The sequence below is a fragment of the Sphingobium sp. DN12 genome, assembly GCF_051058005.1.
In the GTDB taxonomy this organism is placed as follows: Bacteria; Pseudomonadota; Alphaproteobacteria; order Sphingomonadales; family Sphingomonadaceae; genus Sphingobium; species Sphingobium yanoikuyae.
Genome location: NZ_CP173717.1, coordinates 3464282 through 3476509, shown reverse-complemented (window position 1 = coordinate 3476509; position 12228 = coordinate 3464282). Strand labels below are relative to the sequence as shown.

Here is a 12228-nt window from a genome sequence, read left to right as displayed (position 1 = left end):
GATCAGCTATGCGCCTTCATGATGCGCTGCTGGTCGCGCTTCCAGTCGCGTTCCTTGATCGTGTCGCGCTTGTCGTGATTCTGCTTGCCCTTGGCCAGCGCCAGTTCGACCTTGGCCCGGCCCTGGCTGTTGAAATAGACCATCAGCGGCACCAGCGTCATGCCCTTGCGCGACACCGCGCTGTGCATCTTCTCGATCTCACGCTCGTGCAGCAGCAGCTTGCGCACCCGCTTGGGCTCGTGATTTTCGCGGTTGCCATGGCTATATTCGGGGATGTTGCTGTTCACCAGGAAGACCTGGTTGCCCTTCACCTCGGCATAGCTTTCGGCGATATTGCCCTCGCCGCCGCGCAGGGCCTTCACCTCTGTGCCCTGCAGCGCGATGCCGGCCTCGAACACGTCCTCGATGAAATAATCGAAACGGGCGCGCCGGTTCTCGGCGACGATCTTCTTCTTGTCGAAGGTTGCGGGGCGGGGGCGGGCCATATTCTGCTACTTAACTCAATTCATCATATAGGGACGCCGGCGCGTCAAACCAGACCGGCGATCTCCAGCGCGCGATCGACCGCGGCGCGGCTCGATTCCGACGGCCAGGTAATCGGCAGCCGAAGCTCGCCGGGCATGTCGGGTCGCACGCGGGTGAGGGCATATTTGACAGGGCCGGGTGAAGAATCGCTGAACAGGGCATCATGCAGGGGATAGAGACGATCCTGCAGCGCCAGGGCACCATCCCAATCCTGCGCGGTGCAGGCCGCCTGGAAATCGGCGACCAGGCGCGGGGCGACATTGGCGGTGACCGAAATACAGCCCCGGCCGCCCATCGCGTTGAAGCCGAGTGCGGTTTCGTCATTTCCCGAAAGCTGGCAGAAGTCCGGGCCGCAGGCGAGGCGCTGCGCGGTGACCCGCCCCAGATTCCCGGTGGCGTCCTTCACCCCGACGATCGACTGATATTCCTGGCTCAGCCGGTGCATCACCGGCACGCCGATATCGGTGATGGTGCGGGTGGGGACGTTGTAGAGGACGATCGGCAGGTCGCAGCGCTGCGCCAGATAGGCGAAATGCTGATAGACGCCGTCCTGATTCGGCTTGTTGTAATAGGGCGCGACGACCAGCGCCGCGTCGGCGCCGGCGGCCTGCGCCGCATACATATGCTCCAGCGCGATGCGGGTGTCGTTCGATCCGCAGCCGGCGATCACCGGCACGCGGCCGGCCGCCTGGTCGACGCAGATGGCGATGACGCGATTATGCTCCTCGACCGTCATGGTCGCGCTTTCGCCGGTGGTGCCGCAGGGGACCAGCGCGCTCGACCCTTCCTCGATCTGCCAGTCGACCAGGGCGCGGAAGGCGGCCTCGTCCACCGCTCCGTCGCGGAAAGTGGTCACCAGGGCTGGAATCGACCCGGAAAACATCATTAAACTCCTTCAATTCTCCGGGCGACCGGGGCATGATCGGGCAAGCGGCGCGCTATAGCGCGTCATTCAGGGCCTGATAAGGATGCAATAGCGATTATGTCCAGCATGCCGAAGCCCGGAGCTGTCGAAAGTTACCTGATCCGCATGCCTGTCATTGCTTTATTGCTCGCAACCGCCGGTGCCGGCGCCCAGACCGAAACCCCCACCGTCTATGCCCAGGCGATGGTGCAGCCCCTGCCGGGCCAGCCGGGCTCGACTCAGCCCAGCGCCTGGAATCAGGCGGCCAGCCGCGTCGGCATGCCGTCCGATCCCTCGATCGCCGGCACGATCAGCCAGTGGCGCGCCTTGCAGCAGAGCGATGGCCTGGGCTTTTCCACCTATGCCAGCTTCATCATGGCCAATCCCGGCTGGCCGGGCGAGGACCGGATGCGGCGGCTGGCCGAGACCGGGATCAATCCCGACAGCTTTGATCCGCGCCAGGTGATCGCCTTCTTCGCCCGCTTCCCGGCGCGCACCGCGACCGGCCATGCCCGCAATGCCGTGGCGCTGATGCAGACCGGCCGGATGGACGAGGCGCGGGTGGCCGCGCGCACCGCCTGGATCACCGGCACGCTGAGCCCGACCGACGAGGCGCGGCTGCTGTCGCTGTTCGGATCGGGCTTTACCGTGGCCGACCATGACCAGCGCGCCGACATACTGCTGTGGAGCAATGACACGATCGGCGCGATGCGGATGCTGGCCTATGTCAGCCCGGCGCGGCGGGCGATCTATGATGCGCGCATCGCCTTTCGCCAGAAGTCGCCGGACGCCGCGATCAAGATGCAGACGGCCGAGCCGGCCGGCGGGGCGAGCGATGCGGGCTTCATCGCCGACAAGGCGACCTGGCTGCTCAATAGCGGCAACTGGATTGCCGGGCGGCAATATCTGGCCAATCGCCAGCCGCTGACCTTCCGCCCCGGCAATGCCGAAAAATGGTATGAGACGCTGCTGACCCAGGCACGGTCGTCGGCGAACGACAGCCAGTGGAGCTTTGCCTATGGCATCGCCAGCCAGCTGGACGACGCCTATGCGCCGGGCACGGACGTATCGACCCGGCCGATCGGCGAGCGTGACGATTATACCAGCCTTGCCTGGCTGGCGGGCACGACCGCCTTCTACAATCTCAACCGGCCGACCGATGCGGTGGCGATGTTCCGCCGCTATGCCACCGGCGGCAAGTCACCCCAGGTCCAGGCCAAGGGCTATTATTGGGCCGGGCGCGCGGCGCTGCAGGCGGGCGATGCCGCCAGCGCCAACAGCTATTTCAACCAGTCGGCGCAATTCCCCGACCAATATTATGGCCAGCTGGCGCTGGAGCGGCTGGGCCGGCCGGTACCGCCGCCGCCCGAACGGGCGGTGTCGATTTCGGCCGCCGAACGCAGCGAGTTCAACAACCGGTCGGTGGTGCGTGCCGCCAAGGCGCTGGGCCAGATGGGCTATTGGGAGGACCAGAGCAAATTCGTCCGCGCCATCGCCAACGGCGCCGACAGCGATGGCGATCATTTCCTGGCCGCCGAACTGGCGCAGAATCTGGGCCGTCCCGACATGGGCGTGATGGTCGGCCGCCGGGCAGTATCCAACGGCCTGACCGGCTATGGCGCCAGCGCCTTCCCGCGCGTGCCGGTGCCGCCGACGGCGCAATATAACTGGACCATGGTCCATGCGATCGCGCGGCAGGAAAGCCAGTTCGACAAGCAGATCGTCAGCCATGCCGGCGCGCGCGGCCTGATGCAGCTGATGCCGGGCACGGCGCGGGAGCAGGCGGGCAAGCTGGGCCTGAGCTATGACGCCGGCTCGCTCAACGATCCCAGCTACAACATCATGCTGGGGTCGGGCTATTTCCAGCGCATGCTGGACTATTATGGCGGCAGCTATCCGCTGGCGGTCGCCGCCTATAATGCCGGGCCGGGCAATGTGAATCGCTGGGTCAAGGCCAATGGCGACCCGCGCCTGCCGGGCGCCGACATGCTGCGCTGGATCGAGCAGATCCCGATCTTCGAGACGCGCAACTATGTGCAGCGGGTGCTGGAAAATGCCGTCGTCTATGAAGCGATGAATCCGGAACGCGCCAAGTTCAAGGGCAGCAATGCGGTGCTGAGCCGCTATCTGGGCAAGCAGACGCCGGGCTGATCTTTCCGGTTTGCGCGTCGGCCAAGGCTGTGGATAAGGGGCGGCATGAGCGGTCCCTATCCCAATTATATCAGCCCCGAGGGCTTTGCGAAGCTGCGCGCGGAATATGACCATCTGCTGGGCGTCGAGCGGCCGCGCATCGTCGAGGTGGTGAGCTGGGCCGCGGGCAATGGCGACCGCAGCGAAAATGGCGACTATCTTTATGGCCGCAAGCGGATGCGCGAGATCGACGGGCAGCTGAAGCGCCTGTCGAAGAAGATGAAGGACGCCAAGGTCGTCGACCCGCGCCAGCAGCCCGACAAGGGCCGGGTCTATTTCGGCGCGACCGTCACCATCGCCGACGAGGATGATCATCATCGCACCGTGACGATCGTCGGCAATGACGAGACCGATGTGGACGCCGGCCGGATCGGCTGGGGATCACCGATCGCCCGTGCGCTGCGCGGGGCGGCGATCGGCGACCTGCGCCGGGTGCATCTGCCTGCCGGGGAAAAGGAATATGAGGTGATGGCGATCAGCTATCCGCAATAGGATTTCGATCGCTTAACTTCCCATATTTCCCGCACATTTCGACATTCTATTTCCAACTCCCGTAATATCGTTACGCGGGCCACCCCCATTATAGGGGCGATCAGCCCTGTAGGACAGCATCCGCCAGCCAGGCGCGGAAGGCGGCCATGGCGGGGCTGTCGGGGCGGGACAGCAGGCGGGTGAGCCAATAGCCGCCGACGTCGACGCTTTGAGGGAAAGGCTGGACCAGCCGCCCGGCCTGCAGATCGGCGGCGAACATCGCGACCGGGGCGAGGGCGACGCCAAGGCCGGCCCGTGCCGCCTCCACCATCAGCAGCGAGGTATCGAACATCGGCCCGCGCAGCGGCGGGCAGGGCGCACCGGCGGCGGCGAACCAGCGCGGCCATTCGTCGGCGCGATAGGAGCGCAGCAGCGGCTCGCGCGCGAGCGCGGCGGGATCGGCCATGCGGGCGGCGAGGGCGGGCGTGCAGAGCGGGGCGAGCGGCGCGCGCAGGATCGGTTGGGCATGGGTGCCGTGCCAGGCGCCCTCGCCAAAGCGGATCGCCAGGTCCAGCCCCTCGCCGGCCAGATCGACCCGGTTATTGTTGGTCATCAGCCGCAGGTCGACATGGGGGCAGGCACGGGCGAAATCGGCGAGGCGCGGCAACAGCCAGCCGCCGGCAAAGGTGCCGACCACGCCCAGCGTCAGCACTTCATGCAGCCGACCGCCCTCGATTCGCTCCAGCGTGCCGCCGACCCGGTCGAACGCATCGGCCAGCACCGGGAGCAGCGCCAGCCCCTCGTCGGTCAGAGCGAGGCCGCGTGGCAGGCGGCGGAACAGCGGCGCGCCGATCCGCGCCTCAAGCTGCGCGACCTGCTGGCTGACCGCACCCTGGCTGACGCAGAGTTCAAGGCCGGCACGGGTGAAGCTGAGATGCCGGGCGGCCGCCTCGAAGGCGCGCAGGGCATTGAGCGGCAATTGGGCGCGATCCATGGCTTATGCATAAGATCAGCTAATGACTGTGTCGAGAATTGATGCTTTGTCGCAAGCCCCTATCTCCCGCAATCTCTGCCCATCACCAAGCATATAGGGGTAGGGCGATGCGCAACTGGATGGACGTAGGTATCAGCATGGCTGCGATGTTTCTGGGCGGGCCGGCCTGGACGAAGGCGGCGGATGATCCGTTGCTGCGGCCGATCGCGCTCGCTTCGTCCAAGCGCTGGCTGGCCCCGCAGGCACCGATCCGGCTGCATGGCCAGACCTATCTGGTCGGGTTCGGCGGCCTCAATGTCGCGCTCATCAGGACGAGTGCCGGGCTGATCCTGATCGACGGCGCGGTGCCGCAGGCGGTGCGCGACGTGGAGGCGAACATCAGGGCGCTGGGCTTTTCGATCCGCGACGTGAAGCTGATCCTGAGCACGGAGCCGCATTTCGACCATGCCGGCGGGCTGGCCGCGCTGGCCCGCGACAGCGGCGCGACGGTGGTAGCGAGCGCGCCGGCAGCGGCGGTGCTGCGCACCGGCGGCATCGATCCGGCCGATCCGCAGGCGGCCTGGCTGGAACGCTTCCCCGCCGTCCGCCGGCTGCGCGCGGTCAAGGATGGGGAGGAGATCCGGCTGGGCGACACGGTCATCACCGCCGTCGCGACGCCGGGCCATACGATGGGCAGCATGAGCTGGCGCTGGAAAAGTTGCGAAGGGCGGCAATGCGCGACCATGGTCTTCGGCTCCAGCCTCAATCCGATCGCGGCCGATGGCTATGCGTTTTCCGATCCGGCGCACCGGCCGGTGGTCGACGCCTTTCGCGCGACCTTTGCCAAGGTGGGGGCACTGGATTGCGACCTGTTGATCACGGCCCATCCCGATCCGGCCGATCCGGCCAAGCTGGCGCGCCTGCGGGCGAAGCGCGTGCCCAATGCCTTCATCGATCCGACCGCCTGCCGCCGCTATGCCGACCGCGCCGCCGGGATGCTGGACAAGAAGCTGGCGGCGGAAGGGGAAACGCGCAGTTACAGCCGGGGCCAATAGTCCCTTTCCCTGCTCGCCTTAATTTGCAACAATACTGTCGTAAATATAAAGGAGAGCAGGATGCAGATCGCGGGCAGGACGATATTCATCACCGGGGGCGGCGGCGGCATTGGCGGCGGAATCGCGCAGGCCTTTGCCGAGCAGGGCGGGCGCATCATCCTGGCCGATATCGACGCGGGTTTTGCCGAGGCGGAGGCGGCGAAGCTGCCGGCGGGGACGGATGCGCTGGCGCTGCCGATCGACGTCACCAGCCGCGACAGCTGGGCGCAGGCGAAAGCGACGGCGGAAGCGCGCTTCGGGCCTGTGGATATCCTCTGCAACAATGCCGGGATCGCGTCGGGTTTCGCGCCGCTGATCGACATGGACCCGGCCGATTTCGACCGGCTGGTCGCGGTCAACCTGACCGGGGTCTATAATGGCATTGCCTGTTTCGCGCGGGCGATGGTCGACCGGGGCGCGGGGCATATCGTCAACACATCGTCGATGAACGGGCTCAATCCCTTCGGCCTGTTCGCCGCCTATTCGGCCAGCAAGTTCGGCGTGCTGGGCCTGTCGGATTCGCTGCGGCAGGAATTGGCGCCCCATGGCGTCGGCGTCTCCACTTTGTTTCCCGGCCTGACCCGCAGCCGCATGTCACAATCCGACAGGGTCGGGCCGGGCGCGATGGACCCGGCGCGGCTGGCGCAGATTCGGGCCAACATGATGGAGCCGATCTGGCTGGGCCGGGCGGTGGTGCGCGCGGTCGAGCAGGACCAGCCCTATATCATCACCCATCCCGAATATCGCGACGACCTGGCCCGCCGATTCGACACGATCCTGGCGGCGTTCGGCGAGCCGGCCCAGCCGGGCTATCGCACGGGGGCGTCGGCGACCGGGCGCTGACTGAGGCGCGAAAGCTCAGGCCCGATAGTTCAGGAACGGGCGGCGGCGAGGATCATCTCCGCCCCTTTTTCCGCGATCATCATGGTCGGGGCATTGGTGTTGCCGGACGTGATCGTCGGCATCACCGAGGCGTCGATGACGCGCAGCCCGGCAAGGCCATGGACGCGCAATTGCGGGTCGACCACCGCGCGCGGGCCGCTGCCCATGGCGGCGGTGCCGACGGGATGGAAGATGCTGCTGGCGATCGCGCCGATCCCTTCGAGCAGGGTGGCGTCATCCTGCCGATCCGGGCCGGGCCGGAACTCCTGCGGCGCATAGGGGGCAAGGGCCGGCTGGCCGACGATCGCGCGGGTGACGCGCACCGCTTCGATCGCGACCTGGCGGTCTTCCGCCGCCGACAGATAATTGGGGCGGATGGCGGGCGGGGCGAGCGGATCGGCGGAATGGATCCACACATCGCCCCGGCTGTGCGGGCGCAGGTTGCAGACGCTGGCGGTGAAGGCGGGAAAGGCGTCGAGCGCGCCACCGAACGCGGCCAGGCTCAAGGGCTGGACATGATATTCGAGATTGGCGGTGGCATGACGCGGGTCGGATTTGACGAACATGCCAAGCTGGCTGGGCGCCATCGACAGCGGCCCGGAGCGACTGGCGAGATAGTGCAGGCCCATCCACGCCTTGCCCAGCCATGATCCGGCGCGGCCGTTAAGGGTGGCGATGCCGCTCACCCGATAGGCGCAGCGTATCTGGAGATGATCCTGCAGATTTTCGCCGACGCCCGGCCGGTCGGCCAGCACGTCGATGCCGAGTGCGGCCAGCCGGGCGCCGTCGCCGATGCCCGATCGCTGGAGGATGGCGGGGCTGCCGATCGAGCCGGCCGACAGGATGACCTCGCCATCGGCCTGCGCGGTGCAGGCGTCGCCATCCAGCAGGAAGCGCACGCCGGTGGCGTGGCCCTGCGCGATCGTCACCCGGTCGATCGTCGCGCCGGTGACGATGCGCAGATTGGGGCGGTTCATCGCCGGGCGCAGGAAGGCGTCGGCCGCGCTCCAGCGCCGGCCGCGCCGCTGCGTCACCTGAAAATAGCCCGAGCCCAGATTGTCGCCGCCGTTGAAGTCGGCGGTTTCGGGCACGCCATATTGGCTTGCAGCCTGGCGGAAACGGTCGAGCAGATCCCAGCGCAGCCTTTGCCGCTCGACCCGTATCTCGCCGCCCGCGCCATGGGTGGCGCTGGCCCCGTCCTGATGATCCTCCGCCCGCAGGAAATAGGGCAGGACATCGTCCCAGCCCCAGCCGATATTACCGGCCTGGCGCCAGCCATCATAATCGGCCGCCTGGCCGCGCATGTAGATCATGCCGTTGATCGAGCTGCTGCCGCCGATCACCCGGCCGCGCGGATAGGCGATGGCGCGGGCGCCAAGGCCGGCCTGCGCCTCGGTCTTCAGGCACCAGTCGGTGCGCGGATTGCCCATGCAATAGAGATAGCCGACCGGGATCTTTATCCACAGCCAGTCGTCCTTGCCGCCGGCCTCCAGCAGCAGCACGCGGTTGCGCGGATCGGCGCTCAGCCGGTTGGCCAGCACGCATCCCGCGCTGCCCGCGCCCAGGATGATATAATCCCAGCGGCCATAATCCCGGTCCATCGCCTCTCCTCTTGTGCGCGGACCATGGCCCGGCGGGGGCGGCGGCGTAAAGGGGCGGGGCGGGCGCGGTGGCGATATCTGGCCGGGCCATGGCCTGCAAACTGGCCATGGGCGCGGGCGGGCAAGGGGCTATGGCAGGCGGGTGACGGCGCAGGAGGATGGCCCATGCAGATTGCAATACTGACGTTCGAGGGGTTCAACGAACTGGACAGTTTCATCGCCGCCGCCATCCTCAACCGGATGAAGCCGCAGGGCTGGGCCGCCCATATCACCGCGCCCGACGAGACGGTGACGTCGATGAACGGGGTGACGGTGCAGCGGCAGCGGCCGCTGGACTTTGCGGCGCAAGCGGACGCGGTGCTGATCGGCAGCGGCATCCGCACGCGTGAGATTGCGGCCGATGCGGCGATGCTGGGTCGGATCGCGCTCGACCCGGCGCGCCAGCTGATCGGGGCGCAATGTTCAGGCACGCTGCTGCTGGCGAAGCTGGGCCTGGTCGGCGATCTGCCGGCCTGCACCGACCTGACCACCAAGCCCTGGGTGATGGAGGCGGGGGGGCGGGTGATCGACGCGCCCTTCATGGCGCATGGCAATGTCGCGACGGCGGGCGGCTGCCTGTCGGCGCCCTATCTCGCCGCCTGGATGATCGCGCGGGGCGGATCGATGGCGGATGCGGAATCGGCGCTCCATTATGTCGCGCCGGTGGGCGAGAAGACGGACTATGTCGCGCGGGCGCGGGCGGTGATCGCGCCATTCGTGGAAGCGGTGCCGGCCTGACGATCGGCTATCTGCGCAGCAGGAATACGGCATGTTCAGCGAACAGATTGGCGTTCGCATGGGTGGTTTCCCTGTCCCCTTTCAGGAACCACTGGCCATCGATGGTCCAGCCGCGATCCTTCACCAGCGCGCGGAAATCATCCACCGTCACATGATGGATGTTGAGCGTGTCATACCAGGTGTCGGGCAATAGCCGCGTCACCGGCATGCGACCGCCCCACAGCAGCGACAGGCGCCCGCGCCAATGGGCAAAATTGGGGAAGGAGACGAAGGCCTGGCGGCCGATGCGCAGCAATTCCTCCACCACCAGGTCCGGGCGCCGGGTTGTCTGCAGCGTCTGGCTGAGAATCGCATAGTCGAAACTGGCGTCCGGATAATAGGCAAGGTCGGTGTCGGCGTCGCCCTGCACCACCGACAGGCCGCGGCCGACCGCGGCGGCGACATTAGAGCCGTCGATTTCCAGCCCGCGCGCGTCGACCTCACTCTTGTCGCGCAATGCCGCCATCAGCGCGCCGTCGCCACAGCCGACATCCAGCACCCGCGTGCCCGGCCGCACGGTGCGGGCGATCAGCGCAAGATCGGGGCGGAGGAGATCGCTCATGCCCGGCCACCGCGCAGGAAGCCGTCGACCACACGATTCAATTCCGGGCTTTCGAGCAGGAAGGCATCGTGGCCGAAGGGGCTGGACAGTTCGACGAAGCTCGCCTGCGCGCCCGAGGCGTTGAGGGCATGGACGATCGCGCGGGACTCGGCGGTGGGATAGAGCCAGTCGGTGTCGAAGCTGACCAGGCAGAAGCGCGCCCGCGTCGCGGTGAAGGCCCGTGCCAGCGATCCGCCATGATCCTCGGCAATGTCATAATAGTCCATGGCGCGGGTGATGTAGAGATAGGAGTTGGCGTCGAACCGCTCAACGAAGCTCAGCCCCTGATGGCGCAGATAGCTCTCCACCTGGAAGTCCGCGTCGAAGCCGAAGGTCTTGGCGTCACGGCCCTGCAGCCGTCGGCCGAATTTCTCGGTCAGGCCCGCTTCGGAAAGATAGGTGATATGGGCCGCCATGCGGGCGACGGCGAGGCCCGCGCTCGGCACCTTGCCATCGGCATAATAGTCGCCGCCGCGCCAGAGCGGATCGGCCATGATCGCCTGGCGCCCGACTTCGTGAAAGGCGATATTCTGGGCGCTGTGGCGTGCGGTCGAGGCGATGACGACGCAGCGTTCGACCCGGTCGGGGAAGAGCGTGGGCCAGGTCAGCGCCTGCATGCCGCCCATCGACCCGCCAATCACCGCGGCCAGCCGATCGACGCCCAGATGATCGAGCAGCATGGCCTGCGCCCGCACCATGTCGGCGATGGTCAGCACCGGGAAGCGCATCGCATAGGGATCGCCCAGCGCCGGATCGATGCTGGCGGGACCGGACGATCCCATGCAACTGCCGATGACGTTGGAGCAGATGATGAAATGGCGCGCCGGGTCGACCGGCTTGCCCTCGCCCACCATCCGCCACCACCAGCCCGGCTTGCCGGTGACGGGATGGTCCGACGCGACATATTGGTCGCCGGTCAGCGCGTGGCAGATCAGGATGACGTTGGATTTGTCCGCATTCATCTGCCCATAGGTCTCATAGGCGATGTCGACCGGGGACAGGCTGGCGCCGCTCGACAGCGGCAGCGGACCGGGAAGGCGGGCCTGGCGGCGCAGGCCGAAACGTGTGTCAGGGGAAACGCTGGCCATGACATCGGGCTAAGACGAGGGAAAGAGGCTGTCAATTGGCGGGGCGGGGTGGCGATCGGCCTGCGCCGTGCCTAGATGGAGGACATGACCGATCAGACCCGTCCGACCATCGTCGCCTATGGCCCGCTCTATCCCTATCTGACCGACCAGCTGGAGCAGCGCTTCACCGTCCATCATGTGGCGGCGGATGCGGATATGTCCGCGCTGCCGGCCGAGGTGCTGGAGGCGCGCGCGCTGGTCAGCTTCGGATCGGTCGGGGCGCCCGCCGCTATCATGGACGCGCTGCCGAAGCTGGAGATGATCGGGCTATTCTCGGTCGGTTATGACAAGGTCGATGTCGACCATGCCCGCGCCAAGGGCGTCCGCGTCACCAACACGCCCGATGTGCTGACTGACGATGTCGCGGACCTGGCCGTCGGCCTTCTCTATGCGACGGTACGCAACATCGCGGCCAATGATCGACTGGTGCGATCGGGCGGCTGGGCGCGGGGCGAAAAGCCGGCGCTGTCCGGCCGGGTGACCGGCGCGACCATCGGCATATTGGGGCTGGGCCGGATCGGCCGGGCGATCGCAAAGCGGCTGGAGCCGGTGGCCGGCGAGATCCTCTATCATAACCGCAAGCCGGCGGCCGACACGGCCTATCGCTATGTCGCCGACGCGATCGACTTTGCGCGCCAGAGCGAGGTCATCATCGTCGCCACGTCGGGCGGACCGGAAGCGGCCAAGTTGGTCGACGGCGCGATGCTGGACGCGCTCGGGCCGGACGGCGTGATCGTCAATATCAGCCGGGGCGGCGTGATCGACGAGGCGGCGATGGTCGAGCGGCTGGCCGACCGGCGAATCGCCGGCGCGGGCTGGATGTGTTCGCGCACGAACCGCATGTGCCCGAAGCGCTGTTCGCGATGGACCATGTCGTGCTGCAACCCCATCAGGGCAGCGCCACCGTCCACACCCGCAAGGCGATGGCCGACCTGGTGGTCGCCAATCTGGACGCCTGGTTCGGCGGAGAGGCGCTGCTGACGCCGGTGGTGTAGTATGGGTGGGTCGCGGACTGTCCGAAAATCCTCCCCAAGCAAGCTTGGG

At 67.1% G+C, this 12228-nt stretch carries 11 protein-coding genes and 1 pseudogene; 6 read left to right on the top strand and 6 right to left on the bottom strand.

What is annotated here, in order from left to right:
- Positions 1 to 2 precede the first annotated feature (2 nt).
- The gene (smpB, locus tag ACI6S0_RS16330; RefSeq protein ID WP_010337314.1) at positions 3 to 485 is read right to left on the bottom strand and encodes an SsrA-binding protein SmpB; all 483 of its coding nucleotides are present in this window, start codon (positions 483 to 485) and stop codon (positions 3 to 5) included.
- A 44-nt stretch (positions 486 to 529) separates the two neighbouring features.
- A complete protein-coding gene (gene dapA / locus ACI6S0_RS16325) occupies positions 530 to 1408 on the bottom strand; it encodes a 4-hydroxy-tetrahydrodipicolinate synthase (RefSeq protein WP_434405957.1) in 879 nt (292 codons plus the stop codon).
- 99 nt (positions 1409 to 1507) lie between these two features.
- On the opposite strand from dapA, the gene ACI6S0_RS16320 reads away from it, so the two are divergent.
- Positions 1508 to 3580: a transglycosylase SLT domain-containing protein gene (locus ACI6S0_RS16320; RefSeq protein ID WP_434403676.1), complete on the top strand. Its 2073-nt coding sequence runs from the start codon at positions 1508 to 1510 to the stop codon at positions 3578 to 3580.
- Between the two features lie 45 nt (positions 3581 to 3625).
- A complete protein-coding gene (greB, locus tag ACI6S0_RS16315) occupies positions 3626 to 4111 on the top strand; it encodes a transcription elongation factor GreB (RefSeq protein WP_004208672.1) in 486 nt (161 codons plus the stop codon).
- A gap of 100 nt (positions 4112 to 4211) precedes the next feature.
- On the opposite strand, the gene ACI6S0_RS16310 is transcribed toward greB, so the two are convergent.
- Positions 4212 to 5084, bottom strand: a complete 873-nt coding sequence (locus ACI6S0_RS16310; RefSeq protein WP_434403674.1) for a LysR family transcriptional regulator — start codon at positions 5082 to 5084, stop codon at positions 4212 to 4214.
- Positions 5085 to 5191: 107 nt separating this feature from the next.
- Here ACI6S0_RS16310 and bla point away from each other — a divergent pair, with 107 nt between their 5' ends.
- Positions 5192 to 6118: a subclass B3 metallo-beta-lactamase gene (gene bla, locus ACI6S0_RS16305; RefSeq protein ID WP_434403673.1), complete on the top strand. Its 927-nt coding sequence runs from the start codon at positions 5192 to 5194 to the stop codon at positions 6116 to 6118.
- 60 nt (positions 6119 to 6178) lie between these two features.
- On the top strand, positions 6179 to 7000 hold the full coding sequence (locus ACI6S0_RS16300) for an SDR family oxidoreductase (protein ID WP_434403672.1): 822 nt from the start codon (positions 6179 to 6181) through the stop codon (positions 6998 to 7000).
- Between the two features lie 29 nt (positions 7001 to 7029).
- Here ACI6S0_RS16300 and ACI6S0_RS16295 read toward each other — a convergent pair whose 3' ends face one another.
- Positions 7030 to 8640, bottom strand: coding sequence for a GMC family oxidoreductase (locus ACI6S0_RS16295; protein ID WP_434403671.1), 1611 nt, complete (start codon positions 8638 to 8640; stop codon positions 7030 to 7032).
- A 165-nt stretch (positions 8641 to 8805) separates the two neighbouring features.
- Here ACI6S0_RS16295 and ACI6S0_RS16290 point away from each other — a divergent pair, with 165 nt between their 5' ends.
- Positions 8806 to 9417, top strand: a complete 612-nt coding sequence (locus ACI6S0_RS16290) for a DJ-1/PfpI family protein (RefSeq protein WP_434403669.1) — start codon at positions 8806 to 8808, stop codon at positions 9415 to 9417.
- 7 nt (positions 9418 to 9424) lie between these two features.
- Here the strand turns inward: ACI6S0_RS16290 and metW are convergent, their stop codons facing one another.
- Together metW and metX are read right to left on the bottom strand one after the other, a co-directional pair.
- A complete protein-coding gene (metW, locus tag ACI6S0_RS16285) occupies positions 9425 to 10018 on the bottom strand; it encodes a methionine biosynthesis protein MetW (protein WP_434403668.1) in 594 nt (197 codons plus the stop codon).
- Positions 10015 to 11145 (bottom strand): homoserine O-acetyltransferase MetX, encoded by a 1131-nt coding sequence (gene metX, locus ACI6S0_RS16280; RefSeq protein WP_214865664.1) that lies wholly within the window; start codon positions 11143 to 11145, stop codon positions 10015 to 10017. Before metX ends, metW begins: the two co-directional genes overlap by 4 nt.
- A gap of 75 nt (positions 11146 to 11220) precedes the next feature.
- Between metX and ACI6S0_RS16275 the strand changes: the two are divergent.
- A pseudogene (locus ACI6S0_RS16275) lies at positions 11221 to 12179 on the top strand (2-hydroxyacid dehydrogenase).
- Positions 12180 to 12228 lie beyond the last annotated feature (49 nt).